The organism is Borborobacter arsenicus (assembly GCF_003934165.1).
Lineage (GTDB): Bacteria > Pseudomonadota > Alphaproteobacteria > Rhizobiales > Rhizobiaceae > Pseudaminobacter > Pseudaminobacter arsenicus.
Map to the genome: position 1 here is coordinate 1 of NZ_RKST01000018.1, position 20,402 is coordinate 20,402.

At 58.7% G+C, this 20,402-nt stretch carries 16 protein-coding genes; 2 read left to right on the forward strand and 14 right to left on the reverse strand.

The window, feature by feature from the left end; genetic code table 11:
* Positions 1-107: 107 nt before the first annotated feature.
* From EET67_RS18855 to EET67_RS18865, 3 genes are read right to left on the reverse strand one after another with little or no spacing between them, the layout of a single operon-like run.
* The gene (locus tag EET67_RS18855; protein WP_210211142.1) at positions 108-1,643 is read right to left on the reverse strand and encodes a helix-hairpin-helix domain-containing protein; all 1,536 of its coding nucleotides are present in this window, start codon (positions 1,641-1,643) and stop codon (positions 108-110) included.
* On the reverse strand, positions 1,640-2,404 hold the full coding sequence (locus tag EET67_RS18860; protein WP_128627763.1) for a PP2C family serine/threonine-protein phosphatase: 765 nt from the start codon (positions 2,402-2,404) through the stop codon (positions 1,640-1,642). Before EET67_RS18860 ends, EET67_RS18855 begins: the two co-directional genes overlap by 4 nt.
* Positions 2,405-2,410: 6 nt before the next feature.
* Positions 2,411-3,088: a vWA domain-containing protein gene (locus EET67_RS18865; RefSeq protein ID WP_128627764.1), complete on the reverse strand. Its 678-nt coding sequence runs from the start codon at positions 3,086-3,088 to the stop codon at positions 2,411-2,413.
* Between the two features lie 435 nt (positions 3,089-3,523).
* Here EET67_RS18865 and EET67_RS18870 point away from each other — a divergent pair, with 435 nt between their 5' ends.
* Positions 3,524-5,224 (forward strand): hypothetical protein, encoded by a 1,701-nt coding sequence (locus EET67_RS18870; protein WP_128627765.1) that lies wholly within the window; start codon positions 3,524-3,526, stop codon positions 5,222-5,224.
* Positions 5,225-5,865: 641 nt separating this feature from the next.
* Here EET67_RS18870 and EET67_RS18880 read toward each other — a convergent pair.
* From EET67_RS18880 to EET67_RS18890, 3 genes are all read right to left on the reverse strand, one after another.
* Positions 5,866-7,227, reverse strand: a complete 1,362-nt coding sequence (locus EET67_RS18880) for an MmgE/PrpD family protein (RefSeq protein ID WP_128627767.1) — start codon at positions 7,225-7,227, stop codon at positions 5,866-5,868.
* 187 nt (positions 7,228-7,414) lie between these two features.
* Positions 7,415-8,806 (reverse strand): MmgE/PrpD family protein, encoded by a 1,392-nt coding sequence (locus EET67_RS18885; protein ID WP_128627768.1) that lies wholly within the window; start codon positions 8,804-8,806, stop codon positions 7,415-7,417.
* A gap of 270 nt (positions 8,807-9,076) precedes the next feature.
* Entirely contained in the window at positions 9,077-10,159 is a 1,083-nt protein-coding gene (locus tag EET67_RS18890; protein WP_128627769.1) for an AbrB family transcriptional regulator, read from the reverse strand.
* A 131-nt stretch (positions 10,160-10,290) separates the two neighbouring features.
* On the opposite strand from EET67_RS18890, the gene EET67_RS18895 reads away from it, so the two are divergent.
* A complete protein-coding gene (locus EET67_RS18895) occupies positions 10,291-11,379 on the forward strand; it encodes a LysR family transcriptional regulator (protein ID WP_210211143.1) in 1,089 nt (362 codons plus the stop codon).
* A 76-nt stretch (positions 11,380-11,455) separates the two neighbouring features.
* On the opposite strand, the gene EET67_RS18900 is transcribed toward EET67_RS18895, so the two are convergent.
* The 8 genes from EET67_RS18900 to EET67_RS18935 all read right to left on the reverse strand — a co-directional run bounded on the left by EET67_RS18900 (position 11,456) and on the right by EET67_RS18935 (position 20,391).
* Positions 11,456-12,202, reverse strand: a complete 747-nt coding sequence (locus EET67_RS18900) for an SDR family oxidoreductase (RefSeq protein ID WP_128627770.1) — start codon at positions 12,200-12,202, stop codon at positions 11,456-11,458.
* Positions 12,203-12,439: 237 nt separating this feature from the next.
* Positions 12,440-12,634, reverse strand: coding sequence for a hypothetical protein (locus EET67_RS18905; protein ID WP_128627771.1), 195 nt, complete (start codon positions 12,632-12,634; stop codon positions 12,440-12,442).
* A 26-nt stretch (positions 12,635-12,660) separates the two neighbouring features.
* Complete coding sequence (locus EET67_RS18910; protein ID WP_128627772.1) at positions 12,661-14,109, reverse strand: amidase; 1,449 nt, start codon at positions 14,107-14,109, stop codon at positions 12,661-12,663.
* 68 nt (positions 14,110-14,177) lie between these two features.
* Entirely contained in the window at positions 14,178-15,173 is a 996-nt protein-coding gene (locus EET67_RS18915; protein ID WP_128627773.1) for a Bug family tripartite tricarboxylate transporter substrate binding protein, read from the reverse strand.
* A 49-nt stretch (positions 15,174-15,222) separates the two neighbouring features.
* Complete coding sequence (locus EET67_RS18920) at positions 15,223-16,731, reverse strand: tripartite tricarboxylate transporter permease (protein WP_128627774.1); 1,509 nt, start codon at positions 16,729-16,731, stop codon at positions 15,223-15,225.
* Between the two features lie 14 nt (positions 16,732-16,745).
* The gene (locus EET67_RS18925; RefSeq protein WP_165899966.1) at positions 16,746-17,225 is read right to left on the reverse strand and encodes a tripartite tricarboxylate transporter TctB family protein; all 480 of its coding nucleotides are present in this window, start codon (positions 17,223-17,225) and stop codon (positions 16,746-16,748) included.
* A 606-nt stretch (positions 17,226-17,831) separates the two neighbouring features.
* Positions 17,832-18,827: a 2-hydroxyacid dehydrogenase gene (locus tag EET67_RS18930; RefSeq protein ID WP_342634675.1), complete on the reverse strand. Its 996-nt coding sequence runs from the start codon at positions 18,825-18,827 to the stop codon at positions 17,832-17,834.
* A gap of 100 nt (positions 18,828-18,927) precedes the next feature.
* Positions 18,928-20,391, reverse strand: a complete 1,464-nt coding sequence (locus tag EET67_RS18935) for a TRAP transporter large permease (protein WP_128627776.1) — start codon at positions 20,389-20,391, stop codon at positions 18,928-18,930.
* Between the last annotated feature and the right edge of the window lie 11 nt (positions 20,392-20,402).

The following is a 20,402-nucleotide window of genomic DNA, read 5'->3' on the forward strand; positions in this document are numbered from 1 at the left end:
ATTCATGGCGGGTGTGGCCTCCGGGAAACGGCGCGGATCGGCGTAAGCAACCAAATCCTACGTCATTTCAACGGCTTGCACCACATCCGCCAACCCCCATGAATTTTTCAGGCTAGCTGCTTTTGCCGCCTATGTTTCTCGTACTCGTTTCTGACATTCCCGAAGGCGGATGCCAGTTGTTTGAACTCGTCGATGGCATCCAGCGCCTCCGCCTTTTTCCGCAACACCTGCTCAATGGGTGATGAGCGTTGAAGCTGCTCTACGCGCGAGGACAGGGCGCTGGCAGTCTTTCGATGTTCGGCCAGCAAGCTCTCTGCCGGTGAGGATGAGCGGAACAGAAGCCAGCCACCAAAGGCAGCGATGCCCAAGGCGACAATACCGGGGACACCGGACGCGAACGCATACGCCGCGCCGAACATGACGCCGACCCCTGCGATCTTGGCTAGTGGACCCAATCGCTTTTGAGACAGCGCCTCGCTGGCCGCCTGACTTGGTAAAGGCGCGCCCGCCACCGGCGGGATTGTCACCGATATGGAAGACGGGATGGAAACGCCGTTGATCGCCGACAGGAGCGCAGGAATGTCCAGAACAAACCCTGCTGCCGGGTCCAGACGACCGTTCGGGACGTGGACATTCGTGAGGTCCGTATCCAGAAACAGGGGGCGTCCGTATTCGTTCTCCATCCGGCACCACGGGCATTCCATGGCGTTCCGCGCGTAGCGATGGAGTTTGTTGCGGCTGCAAACCCGCAATGCGGATTCCAGTTCGCCAAGGGCCTCAACCCATGTCGGCGCGGACGGGCGTTTTCCCATATGGTTGGGGGAGAAGGCCGATTCAAATAGCTGGGCGATCTTCGGGGTGAAGTCGTGAAGCCGGACAGTGCCAGGCGGCGGAACCATGCCCGTGTTCCGGGAGGAATAGGCGAAGCGGTAATCCGCGATGGCCTTTTCCAACGGCATGTCCCCATGGCCGGTGAACCGGCCTGAGAACGGATGCCGGTCCATGCAAAGTAGCTGAAACAGGCACACAGCCAACCCGAAAGCATCGTGGTCGATGGTACGGACGATGGCTTTCAGGGATTTGCCCTGCAATTCGGGGGGCGTGTATTCGGGAACGCCGACGACGCACAGATAGCGTTGCGCGCCATCACTGACCTGAAAGCTATCGGCGTCTATCAGGGCGACAGTCGCGGTTGGGGATACGAGAATGCCGCGTTGATTGATGTCGCCAATAACGCAGCCTGTGGCATGGACCTGTGCGAACACGCGGGCGATGTTGAGCGCCACGCGCACGATGAAGGCATAATCGGCCTTGGGGAAATACTTCTGCCGGGACGACGGGGTTTGAAGCTCATGGATTTCCTTGTGCTTCTCGACAAGCCGCATCACGAAACCGGCGAAGATTCCGCGCCCATCAACGGCAACTTGATGGGGGAAGGCCACCATGGATGCGTTGTCGGCAAGCCGGGCGCTGACCATCGCCCGGATTTTCTTTTCGCGCTCGGCCACGATGCCGGGCAGATAGGTCTTCACCGCAAAGCCCGGCATATTGCGGATGGCGAACACCTCACCTTCGCCGCCTTTGCCGATACGCTTGTCGATGTGCAGTTCGTGGCGACCTACGAACAGCTTGGCCGTCTTCATTTCAGCACCGCGACGATCAGGGTCTTGTCGTCGTCCGTCCGCTCGTTGAGGCGGTCGCTGGCGAGGAAGGCGGCAAGGCTTCGGCTCAACGTGCAATCCCTGCCTGTGGCGGTCGAGGCGTCCAGCGGTTTTGCCATGGGTGTGAAAAACGCGGCTGAGGCTGCGCCGGTAACGCTGTCGAGAACAAGGTTCTCGATGCCGTCAGAAAAGGCCGCGATGGCATTGAATTGGTTGTCATGCCTGCCTATGCGCATGGCTGGCTGTGGGTCATCCGTGACGAAATAGGTGGTCGATGCGTACTCGCCGTGATGCGGTTTGCTAAGGACGCTCCATTGGGTATTGTCTCTGTCGCGGACGACGATTGCGCCGTCGCCTATATGCGCGGTGACGATTGTATCCGGCGACGCCATGACCAGAACCATCGTCGTGGCAAAATCTCGCGGGGTTAGTTCCCGCTTCTTTGCAGCTAACTGTATACGGTCGCGAGCAATATCCAGCCAAGTCCAGATCGTTTCATCGTCCGGTAGCTCCGTTGCGCCGCGCAACGCGCAACGGGCTTGACTAGCAAAGGTGCGGCATACGATGGACGCGCCCTGTCCGCCGAACTCGGCTGATCCTGCGCCATCGGCAACCACGGCGAAAAGCACCCGGCGACCTTCGGCACCGCTGGCGACAAAGCAATGCTTGGCATCCTGAAGTCTGGTCCCGGCGCGAATATGCGACAGGCCGACCGCGGACGCGGCCGCGTAACACCACTTCATGACGGCTTATCCGGCAGTTGCCCAGCCATCCGGCGCGGTGGGGTTGGCAAGCGGAACCTGATCCCCCGGGTTGGACCTGGACATTGCGCCCAGTGAGTTGGAAAGCCACTGGAAGAACTCTTTGAACTGGAGTCCCTTGAGCTTGAGGGGTTGGCGGACGGAGATTTGCGCGAGCATTCCGAGGTCCGCGCCTTCAACGCCGATTGCGTAGAACATGAAGGCTTTCGACGCTTCGCCTTCCTGTATCTGCTGGGCTGCGTTCCTCCAGTTGTCGGTCGGCGCGCCATCCGTAATCAAGAAGACCCAAGGGCGATAGAAGCTGACACCATTGGCGCGGTAGCGGTCCTTACGCTCACGCAGCATGCGCAAAGCCGTTTCGATAGCTTCGCCCATAGGCGTGTTGCCCTGCGTAGATAGATGTGGAGGGAAAAAATTGGTCGCGCTCGTAAAATCCATTTCTGTGCTGACGGGGCCGAAGGTCACGATGGCAAATTCAACGCGCTTGGCCGCTAGACTATCGCTCTGGATTTCCTCTTGGAGATGTCGCAGCCCCTCGTTCAACTGGCCGATGGGTGCGCCCGACATGGATGCGGAAACGTCGAGGAGCAGAATGCAGGGGCATCGTGCCTGCGGATTGTCCAAAAACTCGGCATCCCCAAACGGCTGCTGTTCAAAATCAGTCATATATTCCCCCAGAATAGAATCTCTCGCGAGCTGGGATCGTACCCAGCGACCGAGCATGCCCACATGTATTGTAGGCGGCGGCATTGCTCAATGTCTACGCCGCATGAATAGAGGTACTCGCGGCCTATGCGCCTGCATAGCCATGCCGCTCGGCGCTGCTGGATACAGGTGATCGGTGCGGGTATGGCGGAACTACGCATGTAACGCACCAGATTTTATGAATGTCACCATTTTTGGTCTTCGTGTTGTTTCCTCGACATGCCCGAATGACAATCTCAACCATGCGCCGTCGTTGGGGATTGTGGGGATAGTGCATGTTTTTGTTTTGTTCCGAGATGGCCAGCCATATAATCCGGTGGCGACTCAATTTTGGGATGCGCACGAAAGTCAACGTAGAAATCCGCATCTAGCGACGCGGTAAAGGGGACCCTGCAAATGTCCGGGCATGAGAAACGCCTGCAGCGGGTAAGGGAGGCGGCCGACAATCTCAGCCAGCTGATTGATTCAGCTAACAATGTCCCGCTGGACAACTATGTCGACCTTACCGACATCCGTGGGCTTCACGCTTCGCTTGGCATGGAGGTGGAGGAGATCACAATCCAAGATTTGGAGCGTATCATCATCGTTCGAGACGGCTTGTATAACATCGTCGAAACCACCAACGACTTGGAGGAAAACGCCCAGCACTCCATCGGCCAGCTTCTACATGCGTTAAATCGCTTGTACGTCGACCTTGAAGCCCTACTCAGATCCACGCATTCGATAGTGGAAGAAGCCAAGGCAACGGTGGCAAAGCAGTCCGAGACGGACCAGATTCCACTTTCAGCGGGTGGGCCGATCGCGCAGAACATCATCAATGTCTCGAACGAGGTCATCAATACGGTTACGATCAACCAGCGCTTCATTCAGATCAACATTCTGAATGGACTAAGCGTCGACACGCTGCGGAACCTCAAGGTTCGAATTCAGCGTCTCAGCGCTAGTGCATTCGCGGTAAAAGTACACCTCAACGCTAAGATTATTTATGAAGGAACGATAAAGTTTCTAACCGCTGGTGCCGACAAGGTGCTGACCGACATAAAGGCTCTGGCGGAGGTTCTAAGAGAAACCTTTAGCTCGGCCTCCGATCTTGTGAAAAGTCTTGAGCCTGTCATAAATGCCGGCACACGGTTCGTTAGATTGGTAGGCGGGCTTATTACCGGGTCGTTGAGCGACGACGAGCCTGAAATGAAGTTGGTCTCGTTCAAGATCGCCCGGCTTATGCAAAGCCGCTGTTTGACCAGCTCGACGGTTCAGAAAGATGGCTCGGTCGCGATAGGCGGTCGAGGTATTATCGTGACCGTCGAGACTTCGGGCAAGACAAGCCACATTTCAACCGAGAGCAATCAGGCCATCCTAGCGATCGCCGAGGTCGGCCCCACCATATATGCGCTCGGCACCCAAGACGGGCTTGAAATTTGGTCGCAGTCCCACACCGGCTTTCGCGGCCAGCATACCAGCTTCCGTGAGAAGGTCGTCGCCATAGCCCATCAACGTCGCAAAGGCACTGATACTCTCATAACTGGAGCAGGTGATGGTGGCATGAGGCGGTGGTGGCGGGTACTACAGGACCTTGAACAGGTAAGAGACAAGGATATGATTGCGCGCGACGTGGTCAATCGTATTGGCCGCTCGTTGCAAGCCCTCGTGGTCAGAGGCAGCCAGATATTGGTGGCGGTTAACAACAAGGTCGCAGTGCTGGACGAAGACTTCGACCTAGAGCGTGAAATCGACCTCAATCAGCGCGTCAACGCGATGTGCGTTCTAAGTCAGAACGAGGTCGTAGCCGTCGGCGAAGGCATCGTTGCGGTCGTCGACTTTAGCGTTGGCGTATTCACGCGCGTTCTTGGCGTGCCTGCCTTCGTCGACTATGTCAGCGTCGTGAAGCTTGCTGACAACCTCATTGCAGTGGCGACGGCGGAAGGTATCATTCGAGCAATCGACCTGACGTCGGGAGCGGAGTCAGGCGAAGTCAACGTCCAGATGCCGGTGAAGGGCCTAGTCGTCGCTGGGCGCCACTTAGTCGCCTACGGCGGAGAATGGAATAAGACCGGCAAGTCCTTGTGCTTGATTAGCTGGGACGAGGCAGCAAGCTAGGCAGCAGCATAATCGACCACATTCTGCCGACCACCCGACTTGTCGCCGACATTGTTAGATTAACTTGCATCATCTACTTGACCGGTCGCGGTCACAGTGCGGTCACCGTTTCGTCGTTTCGTTGCAGTTCAAGTCAGTTCATTGGAGTATCATTCCGTTCACAAGCCGCCAACCCGACGAATATCGGAAGAACGCGCCCTCTTGCGTACTAGGACGAAATCTGGGATATTCTGAACGAATACCTTGACAGTGTAATTTCTTGCTTGCCAAGGTTGGGGTCGAGCGTTCGAATCGCTTCACCCGCTCCAATAGTCAAAGCGTCGAAAGGCCGCGGTTTTCCGCGGCTTTTTCGTTTTCCGGACGGTTGGAATCGCAGCCGGCCGATGGGCTTCAAAAGGTCAGGGTTACACGCGGGTTACCAGTTTGCGTATTCGACGTAGCGTGAAGTCGCGGCGTCATCAGGAGCGGCTAGCCCAGCCAATTCGTTTCACTCCCAGCTTGGTGCCGTAGAGGAACGGCCATCGGCGGTGATCAAGCGGGCCCAGCAAAAAGGGCTGCTGCTGTTCGGCTGCAACTCCATGGCCGCAGCCGAACTCCGTGCGATGTCACCCCGTCTCCAGCAAGGCGACCGCGTCCGGATATCAGGCAGCTTTACTCGATGCCGGCGCGCAAGCCGCCGAGATTTCGGCAACGTTTGACAGCCTGGGCAGCGTCCATGCCAGAGCAATCAGCTTGCGCGTCTTGTCTTCGCCAATGATACGGACTGCCTGGCCAAGAAACTTGGCATCAAGCTCCTCATCGGTCAGCGGCCGATGAATGCTTCCGATTGCGTGCTCGACATGGTGCTCGATCCGGCGGCCGTCCTTCAAGGTGACGGTAATGTGGACGGCATCCTCATCGACATCCTTGCGCGCTTCGGCAGAAACGCGGTCGCGTAGCGCGATGACCCGTGGATCCGTTGCCATTTCGTCGGTGAAGGCGGTCGGCGTTCCATCGCCATAGAGCAGGGCGACCGCGGCAGAGTGATAGACACTGAACTTGGACTCAAGGCCGGTGCGGGGCGTCTTCTTGCCAGTCAGTTCAAGCACGAGCGGGTGGGTGACCAGTTCCACTTTTTCGATATCGGCTACAGCATCACCAAGTCCGGCGCGAAGCTGAATACAGCCGTCGATAGTGGGGTGGATAACGATACCGCAGGCGAACGGCTTGTAGCTGTTCAGCGCCGATTCCCAGCGACTGCCGAGACCATCGAGAATCTCCGAATAGTCCTGTTTGGTCGAGAGCACGTTGGCAAAGCCGCGCGGTGCTTCGATCGAGCGTTCGGAGCTGTCGAACCCGGCCGCCGCCATGAAGGCCGCCGCGGCTCCGTTCTGTGCCGCGCGTCCCGGGTGCAAGCTTTTGCACATGGTGCCGAACATCTCGCGCAAACCGGACGATTGGGTGGCAGCAATGCCGAGCGCCCAGACGGTCTGTTCGACGTCCAGCCGCAGAAGCCTTGAAACGGCCGCAGCAGCACCAAATACACCGGCCGTTGAGGTGATGTGCCATCCGCGGTCGTAGTGATCGGGATAGACGCAATTTCCGATCCGGCACTCTACCTCGACGCCAACGATGAGAGCGGCCAGAAAATCCTCACCGGTCACAGGCTGATACTCTGCAACAGCCATAAGCGCAGAAGCAACCGGCCCGGCTGGATGGATAATGGTTTTCAGGTGGGTGTCGTCATAGTCGAGAACGTGAGAGGTGATCCCGTTCATCAGTGCCGCATGGAGAACGTCGAAACGTTCAGTTCGTCCCAGGACGGACGCCTGTGCGGAGCCCGAAAACGGCGTGAAGGCAGCAATTGCACGATCGGCGGTTTCGTGGTCGGCGCCACCGATGGCACAGCCAAGCCAGTTCACGAAAGTGCGTACCCCTTCTGACTGGACATTGGCCGGAATGTCGGAGGGCTGCAGGCCCACGATCCATTCTGCGAGCTTGCGGGTTACGGGAGTATTGGACATATCGATACCTCGAAGGGTTGGAGAGGCCTCTTGCGAAGGCCCGTTCTATCCGATTGGATTTTCTTGATTATTTGCTGCAGCACAGCGATCGCTACCGCAAGGAACCGCCCAGGCCCATGTGATCGGCTGCGGCCGACATTGACGCTCAACCTTGTAAGATCAGCGTGTAGTTTTCATTGACCTTTCCTTAACAACGGAATGCCTTGAGTCGGCCAAGATCGGGGGCTGAAAACAGGTCTGCCGCAGCCTCGGCCAGTTCTTCGGCCTTGTCCGCGCCCCACCCGCCGAAAGCACAATTGGCGCGAAATTTTGTGAGAATCTCCTCCATTTCGAGCGTTTCTTTCACGCCGCCACGAAGGTAGGGCTGATGAGCCTCGAATTTTTGCCCGTCATCCAGCGTGACGATGACGGTTCCGGTGTAATTTCTGGGATATTCGTCAGCAGGATCGATCTCGTAGGAGACCTTCACGGTGAGATCGAGAATATCGGCAGCGGTGATCCGCTCCTCGGTGAACTGGCTCAAGCCGGCGGCACGGTCGAGCAATCCAACGGCAACTCCGAACGGAACGCTGAACTTGGCCGAATATGGCGTCGTCGGCCGACGCTTCTCCGTAAGTGGCTCCCATAGCCGATGAACCGTGCCCTCGCCGACCTTACATAGGACTGATTTGATGCGATCGACCGGAATGCCTTGGCCAGCCAGTCTGACGGCGCAGTCGATGAAAGGCTGCACCATGGTGCCGCAGGCATAAGGCTTGAACGCGATGCGCCCGCAATGCCAATCCTCGCCAAGATCGGCGGTTATCCTGGTCATGTCGGGTTTGATCTGGCCAACACCGAACGCAAAGAAGAAACCGTGCTCCCCCTCGAACACGGTACGCGGCCCGAGAAACCCTCCCCGCGCCAACAACGCCGCCCTTATGCCGCTCTGCGCGGCCCAGCCGGGATGGATGCGCTTGGTCCATGTCCCTTCCGCAAGATATTCGATGATGCCTGATGCGAAGCTGCCGGCTATGCCAAGCGCATCGGTAATTTCGCTGTCCTTCATGCGAAGCGCTGCAGCCACTCCCGCGGCAGCGCCGAGCGCACCTGCAACCGCTGTGGGATGAAAGCCGGCGCGGTGCTGCGCGGTGGGCGCAACGATCGCCATGCGGCACATCAATTCGGTGCCGACAACCATGCCGCGCAACACATCCGCACCGCTCAAACCGAAACGCTCGCCAGCCGCCAAAACAGCCGGGATCACTACGGCACTGGCATGCATGGGCGAACCTTCGAAGGTGTCGTCATAGTCTTCGCCATGCGCTGCGGTACCGTTGATAAGCGCGGCCCCCGCCATGTCGAAACCGGTGGAGTGACCGAATGCCGTACATGGCCCGGCCTGGTCCCATGTATCGACGATTGCGCGGACATAGGGTTCGCCCCGGGCAGACACAGTCAGGCCGGCATGATCGATCAGCGCACGCAGAGCGGTGTCACGTACCGATGCCGGGATCGCGTCGTCCTTCAATGCCGATGCCCATTGCGCGAAACGTTCCGCAACGGCTGCGCCACGAGGTGGATTTTCTGATTTGGCCATCGGCGCCCTCTTCCTATTCAAATATGCGTCGGCGACGCACCAAGTATTTGTCCGCCGGGAGCTTCATCCGGCGCCTGGCCTCATTGCTCCAGGATCGCACCTCTACCGACCCTACCTCAGGGCCGCCCGCAGCGGCCGACAATCAGAACAAGCAAGTAGCAGAATCATTGTATATTGTCGACAGTATTTTGTCGTCAATTTGTGAGTTGTTGTCACCAACCCCTTTGATTTTCCATATCCAGGCAGTTCGCCACGCGTGCACCCGCAAGCCTATTGCTGGCGTCTTGGCCCGACCATCCGGTCCAGCAATGCTTCCATCTTGTCGAACAGGCCTATCTTCCGGAACAGATGATAGAATTGCGGGCTGTAGGCATTGATGATGAAGGAGCGCACCACATGAAACGAGGTGATCAGCGCCGTGTTGAGATGCAGTACCTGGGCGGTGAGCGCCATCTCCGCCAACCCGCCGGGCGAAGCCGACAAAGTCATGCCCGACAGGTCTAGCCCCGTCACCAGATGCACCAGGACCGCGTAGCCGAACAGCATGGTGGTCATGCAGGCAACGAACAGTGCCGACATCAAACAAATGCGCGGCAGTTGGACCAGACTCTCGCGCTTGAACCTGGCGCCGATTGAAATGCCGATCATGAACTGGCCGAATGCAAAAATCGCGTAGGGAACCCTCCCCTCAACCATCCCGGAAGCGGCGACAATGCCCGCGCCGAGGAGTCCGCCGATCATCCAGGTATTGTTCGCGCCGGTGAAGCGAACAAGGTAAACGCACAGGGCTGCGACCGCGAAGACAATACCAAGCTGATCGAGCGATAGTAGCGAGCGTTCGGAATTCTGCGGCAACCCTCCGTCAATGCCGAAATTCAACAGCAGCGAGGGCAGAATGCAGACGAGCAGCGTGACCCGGATGGTTTGTGAAAACGCCACCGCTTCACGCTGGGCGCCTTCCTTCGCACCGGTCCGCGCCATCTCGGCAAGCCCCCCCGGAGTGAGCGAAAAGAACGCCGTGGGGATATTGACGCGGCTGACACGACTGAACGGCACGCACAACAAGGCAGTTGCCAGAATGGAAACCAAAGCCGTCAGCAGCATGACCGGGAACCATGTGGCGATCATTCCGACTGCGGCGACCGTGAGGCTGAGGCCGATGGACGTACCGACGATCAATTGACCAAGCTTGCGTCCGCGTTTGGGCGCAAAAACGTCGACGCCGAAGATGGACCCCAGCGCCGTCGGAACAAGGGACCCCAGCACCCAGGCGAGCGGAACACCGCTCAGCGAGGCGACATACCCGGTCAGAGCAGAAACCACGAATACCGCGATCGCCGGCAAATGCTTCATCGGCTGAAGTCCTTTTCCAATTGGAGCTGAAAGCCGCTCGCAAACGCACGACGGCTAGCGCCCAGGCGCCGGGCTTGAAAGCGCTCGGACACAATGCCAATGTCACTGCGACTCGCTTGGGGACACGGCGGTTGATCAAGATCGATGAAGGACCGCCATCCTGCTCGATCGGCGTGGCCACGGATTTCCAGAGGCGTGTCTTTGCACGGCAGGGCGCGCGAAAAATGGCTGCGCCCTACGGCCGCCAATCGTTTTTCCCACCGCAAGAGCCATTTGATGACAGCTGCATCCCACCATCGCAACAGCTTCGGTTTGCACAGACGATGAGGTTCGATCTGGCCGACATTAAAGCGTTCGTGACGGTGGCAAAGTTGGGAAGCTTCACTGCGGCGGCAGCGGAGATGCATGTGTCGCAACCGGCGCTGTCTCGACGCATCGAGAAACTGGAGACCGCCCTCAACACGCGCCTGCTCAAGCGCACCACGCGAAAAGTCGACCTGACGCCAGTAGGTATGGAGTTCAACCGGCGCGCGACCGAATTGCTGCACAATTTTGACGAGGCGCTGCTGGGCATCAGTGACGTTGCAAGAAATGTCAGCGGCGAGGTCAGCATTTCCTGCATGCCGTCTGCCAGTCGCTTTTTCCTTCCGCGCATCCTGCGCGACTACCACGAGCGCTATCCTGGAATCACAGTGCGCGTCGTTGACCAGGGCGCGACCGACGCGATAGCGGCAGTGAAGCGGCGTGAGGTGGACTTCGCGTTCAACCACCTGGAGGTGCCGGATCCCGAACTGACCTTCATGCTCGTTCTTCAGGAACGACTGGTGCTGGCATGCCAGCCCTCGCATCCGCTGGCACGCAAAAAGAGTGTCAAATGGGCCGAACTCGGCGCCTACGACTACATGACCGTCACCAAGGCGAGTAGCAACCGGCTGCTGATCGACCTGGCCCTGGCAACGGTACCGAACAAGCCGCGTGCCTTTTGCGAGGCCCAGCACGTTTCCACCCTGGTAGCCTTCGTGGAAGCCGGCATCGGCATCGCCGCCGTCCCCAATATGTGCATGCCGATCGGCAACCACCCCAGCCTCGTAAGCGTTCCGCTGACGAACCCGATGATCTCCAGGAAAGTGGGCCTCATCCGCCGAACAGGGTCGCGCCTGTCGACAGCAGCGCAAAAACTTTATGACGAAATCCTGAAGGTCAAGCATACGCTTCGATAGCGGTTGCGGGGCGCTGGCCGAGCCGCACCGCATCGCGCCGGATCGCGAAAAACCCGCTACGGTCATGCCCAAGGTCTCAGGGAAGATAGATCCCTCCATTCACGTGGATCGTCTGGCCCGTGACATAGCGACCGCCGGGTCCAGCCAGATGGCGCGTCATGGCGGCAACGTCTTCAGACGCACCCTGGATGTTAAGCGGGGACGAGTGATAGCTGTGATGAATCGGCTCCGTCAGCCCGCTCGCCTTACGGTTCGTGGCAATACGGCCCGGGACGACAATATTCGATGTTATGCCGCGCGGGGCCAGTTCAATGGCAAGCGCCTTGGTCAGACCGACAAGCCCGGCCTTTGCGGCTACCACATGGGCTCGTCCAGGCGCGCCGGAATGGGCCGTCAGGCCACCGATATTGATGATACGTCCTCCATCCTCCATGCATGAGGCGGCCGTCTGCGCGCACAAGAAGCTTGCGTCAAGGATGCTCGACAGCACATCGCGCCATTCCTGAAGCGAAATATCCGCCAACGCCGTCTCACGTCGCACGGCCGCATTGTTCACCAGCACGTCGAGCCGGCCATAGATTTCTTGTGTCTGTGCGAATAACGCCTTGACCTGCTCCGGATCACTCAGATCCGCCATGGCCAGCGTTGCCCTCCCCCCGCGTGAGCGGATTTCCGCAGCAACACCTTCTGCATCCTGTTGCGAACTCTTCGCATTGACGACGACGCATGCGCCGTCCTCGGCAAGGCCGAGCGCAATTGCGCGACCTATGTTGCGCGCCGAGCCGCTCACAATGGCTACTTTTCGCTCAAGTGGCTTGTTCATGACGAAACATTTTTCCTGTAGAACGAGATGCTTTTCGATCGCCGCCCCAGGCCACAGCAGACCAGACGGCAGGCGGTCCTGGCGACACGTTTGCCACCAACCGATTCCGGTGCGCCTGCCAGTGAGGCTGGCGCGAACCCGGTCATATTCATCACCTTGCCTTTGGTACGTGGACAAGTGTCCTCATCCAGAAGCCAAGGCACGGGTCAGAAGCGCGGCGATCTTCACCCTGAAAAGTCAGAACTCTTCCCGGGGAAAGACCGGCGGGATCGGCTCCGCTGCGTTGATCTGAGGCCCCAGCTCGGCCTCGATCTGCTCCATTGCCGAAAGCCAGGTCGAGAACCGGATTTCGATACTCTCGAAATCCTCCTCAGGAATATTCAATCCCTGCATCCTGGTTAACAGTCGAATGTCGTCGATGCTCAGTTCCATATGTGTGCTCCTTCGTGAAACTCAGCCTAAGCTGCCGCCAATGTTTGATTGAGATCGGGATGACGAAGGTGCCACTGCGTCGCCTGCTGATAGGAATATCCGACCTTCAACACGGTGCTCTCGCCAAACGGCCGGCTGGCGATTTGCATCGACAGCGGAAGGCCCTTGGCCGAAAAACCACTTGGGACGGACATCGCCGGCACGTTGGAAAGGCTGAACGGATAGTGGGCGATGCGGCGACGGATCAGTTTCGGCAAGACGTCAGCGCGATCGGTCAGCGTCTCGCGTGCGCTGGCTACAAGCCGAGGCGGCGTCACATCGGTGGGCATCAGCAGCGCATCATATTTGCGCATCGCATCCAGCACCTGCGCCCGCACGATCGTGCGGGCACGCATGGCGCGGTGATAGACCGTCGCCGGGATCAGGCTTGAGGCGACCAGTCGGGTGCGGGTACCCTTGTCGAAACGCTCGTAGCGATCGCGCAGGAAATTGGCGAGGAACCAGGAAGCGACATCGGCATCGGTCGTCAGCATTTGCAGCGCTACCGAATGCTTGGCCAGCGGCAGGGAAATCTCCTCGATCGTCGCACCTTGCCGGCGCAGGACATCGAGCGCATTTTCGAGGGCAGCACGCACCTCCGGATCGACGCCATCGCCATAGGCGAGTTCGCGCACCAAGCCGAGCTTTATGCCCCGCAGGTCCTCTTCAAGATGATCCCTGTAGCGAGGAACCGGACGTGGGCTCGACAAAACGTCATTGGGGTCGTGCCCGCTGACGACCTCCATAACCGCGGCGATGTCCTCGACGGAGCGGGCAAGCGGGCCGAAAGTGTCGCTGCTATAGCCAGCCATCACACCGCCATGGCGGCTGATGCGTCCGAATGTCGGGCGCAGGCCAACAATGCCGTTACAGGACGCCGGGCCGCGTACCGAACCGCCTGTATCCTCGCCGATCGAGAAGCTGCACTGCCCTGCCGCCGGAGCGATTCCCGAGCCGGTGGAAGAGCTCGAAGCATCGTAATCCGGGTTCCAGGGGTTGCGCGGCAGGCCGTATGGAAATTCGATAGTGCTGCCCTTGCCCCATTCATGCTGGTTCTGCTTGCCGATCAGGATGGCACCGGCGTCTGCCAACCGTTTGATCACCGTCGAATCGTAGGGCGGCACCATCTCGCTTTCGTCCATGACCTTGGTGCCAAGCGTGGTCAGGAAGCCAAGCGCGTGCATCTGGTCCTTCACGCCATAGGGAAGCCCGTGCAGGGGGCCACGATATTTGCCGGCTGTAATCTCGGTCTCGGCCTGTCGCGCCTGCTCCATGGCGCGCTCGCCATTGATATTGATCCAGGCACGAAGCACCGGATCATATTGCTCGATGCGCTCGAGGCTTGCCTCCATGAGTTCGACTGGGGACAGTTCGCGCGCCTTGATGAGGCGAGCCTGCTCTGTAGAGGTCAAATAGGTGCAGTCGGTCGAGGCCATAGAGGATATTCCCTGAGTTCAATGCGGTTGGTGGCCGCCAGGGCCAGAACGTCCTGGCGGCTCTTGTTTCACTTGGCCATGCCGAGTTCGGTCATCAGTTCCTTGGCGCGCTGGTAGTCAGCGGCGAAGAATTCTTTAGTTTCCGCGGAGTTCTTGTATTCGTTGCTAGCGGAACTCGAAGCCATGAGGTCTATCCAGACCTGGCTCTCGCTCACCCGCTTGAGTATCTTTTCCCAGCCCGCAATCTGCTCGGGCGTCATGTCCTTCGGTCCGAGCACGACCGTCCAGTTATTGGCGATGACGTCATAGCCCTCTTCCTTGCAGGTAGGGACATCCGGAACGGAGGCCGCCCGCTCGGCCGAGGTCAGGCAGAGGATACGCATGGTGCCGGCCTGGTGGTGCGGGATAGCGTTGTTCTGAAGCTGCGACATCGCGTCGATATGGCCGCCCAGCAGGTTGGTGACCGATTCGGCGCCACCGCCGAAGATCACGATCTTGAGTTGCTTGGCGTCAATGCCCTTCGCCTTCGCCAGCAGCGCAATACCGCTGTGGTTGGTGCCGCCACGGTCGCTACCGACCGAAATGGAAAGTGATGCTGGGTCCTTCTCGAGTTGGGCAAGCAACTCCGAGATGTTCTTGTATGGAGAGTCGGTGCGAACAGCGATCGCCACCGCCTCATTGCCCATGTAGCTGAGCGGGGTAACGTCAGTGAGCGGATCAAGCTCGCTGCGCCCGCTGATATGGTTGCTCATCAAGCCGCCCTGGGCGATGCCGATGAAGTGCGGATCCCCCTTCTGGCTGACATAGCCATAGGCGATACCACCACCGCCGCCGACCTTGTTCAAGACGACACTTTCAGCGATCTGCTCTTGCGTCAGGACCTTCTGGATCGCGCGGCCGGACTTGTCGTTACCGCCGCCGGCAGCCGAGCCGACAACGATTTCAACGACCTTGCTTGGGGCCCATTCCTCCGCCCTTACGTCAGCCGTACTGACCGACAGCAGTGCAAGACAGCCTGCCAAGGCAATACTGCGCGCCCTCCAGACATGTTTTTCATTTCTCATTGCTATACTTCCTCCAGTTTTTGAGTTGGCACTCACCAACGCTCCCAATTCAGTTGTCTTCCGTGCCGACAATCCGCCGCCGGCGCGAAACGGTGCTGTAAAGCGTGAAAGCCAGGATCACGACGCCGATTACCGCCAAGCCAATGGTCAGCTTGCTGCCGACGAAGATGGAAAGACTGCCGCTCGAGATCGTCATTGCCTGCCGGAACGACTGTTCCATGATGCCTCCGAGCACCACGGCTAGGACGAGCGGTGCCAACGGGATGTCGACCTTGCGGAAAATGTAGCCGGCGACGCCGAAGAACAGACAGAGATACAATTCGAAAATACTGTTGTTGATCGCGTAAACACCGATGGTCGACAGAACCAGCACGATCGGCAGAAGGATTCCCGTCGGGATGTAGAGAAGCCTGACAAAGATGAAGATCAGCGGCAGGTTGAGCAGCAGAAGCATGACGTTGCCGACATACATGCTGTTGACCAGCCCCCAGACCAGGTCAGGGCGGGTCTGGAAAAGCATCGGGCCGGGCTGGATACCAAACATGATGAACGCGCCAAGCAGGACGGCGGTGGAACCGGAACCGGGAACGCCGAGCGTGAGGAGCGGAACCATTGCGCCGGAACTGGCGCCATTATTGGCAGTCTCGGGTCCAGCCACCCCTTCAATCGCACCCTTGCCGAACTCCTCGGGGTGCTTGGAGCTGTTCTTCTCCACGGTATAGGACATGATCGACGCGATCGTGGCACCAGCACCGGGAAGGGCCCCGACAAGAAACCCGATGACACTTCCGCGGGCAATCGGCTTGGCCGATCTGCGCCATTCGTCCCGGGTCAGCATCAGCTTGCCTTTAAGGCGAATGATGTCGCTCTTCTGGGTAAACTTGTCTTCGAGGGCGCTGAAAACTTCACCAATGGCGAACATGCCGATCACCACGATGATGAAGTCGATCCCCTCTTGCAAAGCAGGCAAGCCGAAGGCGTAGCGGATCTGGCCGCTCTGCAGGTCGGTTCCGACGGTGGCGATACCAAGGCCCAGCATGGTGGCGAGCATGCCTTTTGCCGGTGACTTGCCGGTGAGCGAGAACACCGCCGTCAGGGCAACGAGCATCAGCATGAAATACTCGGCCGGGCCGAATCCGAGCGCCGCCTTGGTCAAGGGAACCGCCAGCAGCGTCAGGCCGATGACGCCGACAGTGCCGCCGATGAAGGAACCCCAGGCCGAAACGGCGAGTGCGGCGCCGGCCCTGCCCTTGCGGGCCATTTGGTAACCATCGATCGCCGTCATCACCGACGAAGATTCGCCCGGCGTATTGATGAGGATCGAGGTTATGGCGCCACCATACTGGGCGCCATAATAGACGCCAGCCATCATGATCAGGGCTGAGGTGGCGTTCAGATCGTAGCAAAATGGGATCAGCAGGGCCATGGCCGCAGACGGACCGATACCCGGAAGAACACCGATTATGGTGCCCAGCAAAACACCGATGAATGTGTAGGAAAGATTGCCCGGCTGAAGGCTGATGCCGAAGCCATCTATAACGTGGATAAGTGCTTCCATGATATGTCTCGGGCCTAGATGTCCAGGAGGCCCTTGGCGAGGGGAACGCCAAGAACATGCGTGAAGAGCACATAGACGCCAACCGCGAAGATGAAGCTCACCAGAATGTTTGCCACCCACTTCCCTGGATTGAAGTAGGCTGTAAGGCTGACGAGAAATATAACGGTACTGACTACAAACCCGGCAGCCTCTATTGCTGCATAATAAATACCAAGACTCACAACTACGAAAGAAAGCATGATATAACGCTTGTTATCTACTGTTTCGGATTCACGCTCAGAAACATCTTCTGCTTGGACAGCAACCTTACGTGATTGAACAGACTCAAGCAGTAACCATACCACTGAACCAATAAGTCCTGCAGCAACGAGGTATGGATACGCTCTCGGACCAAGTGGATCGACAGTATCCAGAGAAGGAATTTTCGTCGTTGCATACAAATATCCAACCGCGAGCGCTGTAGTGCATAGAATTATGATGTGATCACGGTTCAACGGAGCCTCCCTACGCTGCATCGTTGCTGACCTGCGTGCCTACCGGCTATGCGATCCATATAAAAGCAAACCATCTATGATGATAAGTGCAAATATCATCACTATTAATACGCTGAGTGCATGAATTAGGATGACCTGGAGTCGGCTGCCGGTATGAAAGGGCAGCCTCTCAGGGCATAAAATACGATTTCCTAAATGTATGTTTTTATTTGATTTTTTTTGCTCACAAAGCGTGAGACTACGGCAACCAGGTGCCACCACAAGACGAGATCAGCACGCGGATTGCCAGTTTATGGATTCCACGCAACGCGATATTGTGACGCTGAGGCCTACGCGGCAGCATTTGCCCAACGGACGTCAAGCCCGCCTAAGGCGGCCACCCTTGGGGTGAGGCCATTGCGGTCGGACCATTACGCGGAATGGAGACGGGACGCGCATAGAATTGTGGATGAATCAACCATCATCCGCCCCATTGTCGCCTGTGGCGACGCGGCCCAACTGCGCGACCAGGGCCGGCGTCGCTTTCCCGACGGCCATGAATATTCGAGGTGGCCGCCGCCCGTATATTCTCTATCGGGATTCACCGACGAACCGCATCGGCAGCTATCAGTAACCCCGGCGTGGATTGACCAGATGAAGCGGTTCCTTGCCTTCATGCACTCGCCGGATATTTTCGGCGACATCGCGGGCAGCCGTTTCCGGCACCGTGATGCTGGCAAGGTGCGGGGTGATCAGTACATTGTCCATCTGCCAGAACGGGTGGTCTGCGGGCAGCGGCTCGGTCCAGAATACATCGAGCGTCGCTCCCCCGATCTGGCCCGACCGCAAGGCTTCGATCAGCGCCGGTTCGTCCACCACCGGGCCGCGCGAAGCGTTGATGAACTTGGCGCCCTTCGGCAAGGCCTGGAACACATGCCCGTCGATCAGCCCCCTCGTTTGCGGGGTCAATGGCAGCATGTTCACCAGAATCTCTACCTGCGACAGGAATTCACCGCGAGCATCGCCGAACAGACAGCGCACACCGGGAATGGATTTTTGCTCGTGATCCCAACCGAGAACGTCGAAACCCAGATTTGCCAGCGCGGACGCAACAGCGGATCCGAGATGGCCAAGCCCCATTATCCCGACCTTGATACGGTGCAGCGGACGCGGATGGATATAGCGCCATTCCGCCACTCGCTTGGCCTCTTCGAAGCTCGGAATGTCGCGGGCGTATCGGATCACGGAAAACAGTACGTAGCTCTTCATGAGCGCGATCATTCCATCGTCGGAAAGGCGCGCGATAGGCACATCCGGAAGGTCCGAGCGGCCTGCCAGTGAATCGATGCCGGCACCGAGATTTGTGACAAGAGCAAGGTTGGGGAACGGTGCGAAGAAGCCGGGAAAGGGCTTCCAGGCAAGCACATAGCGCACGTCCTCCGGATCGCCGATATCAGGATAGACCCGGAAATCCAGCGATGGCAGTTCCGATTTCAAGAGATCGCGCCATTCATGCGGATCGTCGAACTCGCTGTAGAAGACAAGAGCCCCCACTGGCTTGATTTCTGCGGCGGAGAGGCTTTTCTCGTCTTGTGAATTGGGCATGGTGATAACCTCGATCATATCGGAATCCGGGCACGCGGAAGGCCCCGAAGGCAGGTCGCAGCCTGGTCGCTGAAAAGGAGTGGCCCACCTTGAAACAGGTGGGCCAGTTGCCTGGCGCCTACATCATTAGGCTGGGCAGCCAGGTCGCGATGGATGGGAAGAACACCAGCATCATCAGCAGCAGCACCATGCTGAGCAGAAGCGGCGTATTGGCCTTGAACGTAGCGACTATGTCTTCCTGCCCAATCCGGGCTGCGACAATCAAGGCAAGGGCTACGGGTGGCGTGACCTGGCCGATAACCACGGTGACCACCATCAGGACACCGAAATGCACCAGATCCACGTCAAGCGCCAGAAGCGAGGGGAGCAGCACCGGCATGATCATCGGGATCAGGGGGTCGAGGACCATTCCGGCCACAAGAGCCAGTGACAGCATGAGCAGTATCTGCGGAATGGTGGACTCGAAGGGGAACAGATATTGCATCATATCCAGCAGGGCTACAGGCACCCTTGCGGCCGACAGAGCCCAGCCCAGCGCCACCGAAAAGCCCACCACCAGCAGAACCTCACCGGTCAGCACGGTCGCCTCCACCAATGCCTTGCGCAAATCGGCAAAGGTCATCGACCGATAGATCCCCATCGACAGAACCAATGCATAGGCCACGGCAAAGGCCCCGGCCTCGGACGGCGTGAAGATGCCGAACACCAGCCCGCCGAGAATGAGGGTCGGCATGCCCATGGGCAGGATCGCCTCCTTGCCGGTGCGCATCAGTTCGCGCCATTCAAAGCCCTGCATCGCACTCCAGCCATTGCGGCGCGCCAGCAAGGCAATCGTAACCATCAGGGCGAGCCCCATGAGCAGGCCGGGAATGACGCCGGCGAGAAACAGCGCGCCCAGCGATGTGCCCGTGACCGCCGAATAAAGGATCATCGGCGAACTCGGAGGAATCAGGATGCCGATGCCCGACGACGTGGCCGTAATGGAACAGGCGAAGGGACCTGGATAGCCCGCGCGCTTCAGCTTCGGGATCATCACCGAGCCCGTACCGGCAAGGTCTGCAACCGAGGTACCGATCATGCCGCCGAACATGATACTCACCATCACATCGACATGGGCAAGGCCACCCCGCATCCAGCCAATCATCAGCACGCCCTTGGGCACGCGCAGGACGGGGCTCAGGTCCGCACCGAAAATCCGCATATACTGCCAGGTCAGCCAGGCGCAGTAGAACATGGTCGCCGAGCCCAGCAGGGCGCAGAACGCACCCAGCATGCGCTGGCGACCCGGACGAAGCCGGTAGGTGACAATGTCGCAGCAAATCAGCGTCTGGCGCAGGCCAGCAATGATAATGCCAACGGCGGCGAGCCACACCAGCAGATAGGTCACGGCCTCCTCCGTCCAGGGCAGCGGTGCTGAAAAGGCGTATCGCGAGAAGGCATTTGCAAACACCAGCATCGTCAGGACCGCCATCAGCACCATGGCGAGGTTCTCGAGCACGAAATTCAAGGCTCGGGAAAGCCGACCTGCCGGCGGTGCTCCCGCATCCAGCCCGGTGTCGGAGATCATTGTTTCCTCAGACATGACCTACCTCC

Excerpts from the sequence above, each read along its gene's own strand:
- EET67_RS18910 (WP_128627772.1), bottom strand. The coding sequence starts at position 14,109 with ATGGCCTCGACCGACTGCACCTATTTGACCTCTACAGAGCAGGCTCGC.
- EET67_RS18870 (WP_128627765.1), top strand. The coding sequence starts at position 3,524 with ATGTCCGGGCATGAGAAACGCCTGCAGCGGGTAAGGGAGGCGGCCGAC.
- EET67_RS18920 (WP_128627774.1), bottom strand. The coding sequence starts at position 16,731 with ATGGAAGCACTTATCCACGTTATAGATGGCTTCGGCATCAGCCTTCAG.
- EET67_RS18865 (WP_128627764.1), bottom strand. The coding sequence starts at position 3,088 with ATGACTGATTTTGAACAGCAGCCGTTTGGGGATGCCGAGTTTTTGGAC.
- EET67_RS18930 (WP_342634675.1), bottom strand. The coding sequence starts at position 18,827 with ATGATCGAGGTTATCACCATGCCCAATTCACAAGACGAGAAAAGCCTC.
- EET67_RS18890 (WP_128627769.1), bottom strand. The coding sequence starts at position 10,159 with ATGAAGCATTTGCCGGCGATCGCGGTATTCGTGGTTTCTGCTCTGACC.
- EET67_RS18855 (WP_210211142.1), bottom strand. The coding sequence starts at position 1,643 with ATGAAGACGGCCAAGCTGTTCGTAGGTCGCCACGAACTGCACATCGAC.
- EET67_RS18885 (WP_128627768.1), bottom strand. The coding sequence starts at position 8,806 with ATGGCCAAATCAGAAAATCCACCTCGTGGCGCAGCCGTTGCGGAACGT.
- EET67_RS18880 (WP_128627767.1), bottom strand. The coding sequence starts at position 7,227 with ATGTCCAATACTCCCGTAACCCGCAAGCTCGCAGAATGGATCGTGGGC.
- EET67_RS18905 (WP_128627771.1), bottom strand. The coding sequence starts at position 12,634 with ATGGAACTGAGCATCGACGACATTCGACTGTTAACCAGGATGCAGGGA.
- EET67_RS18860 (WP_128627763.1), bottom strand. The coding sequence starts at position 2,404 with ATGAAGTGGTGTTACGCGGCCGCGTCCGCGGTCGGCCTGTCGCATATT.
- EET67_RS18935 (WP_128627776.1), bottom strand. The coding sequence starts at position 20,391 with ATGTCTGAGGAAACAATGATCTCCGACACCGGGCTGGATGCGGGAGCA.
- EET67_RS18915 (WP_128627773.1), bottom strand. The coding sequence starts at position 15,173 with ATGAGAAATGAAAAACATGTCTGGAGGGCGCGCAGTATTGCCTTGGCA.
- EET67_RS18900 (WP_128627770.1), bottom strand. The coding sequence starts at position 12,202 with ATGAACAAGCCACTTGAGCGAAAAGTAGCCATTGTGAGCGGCTCGGCG.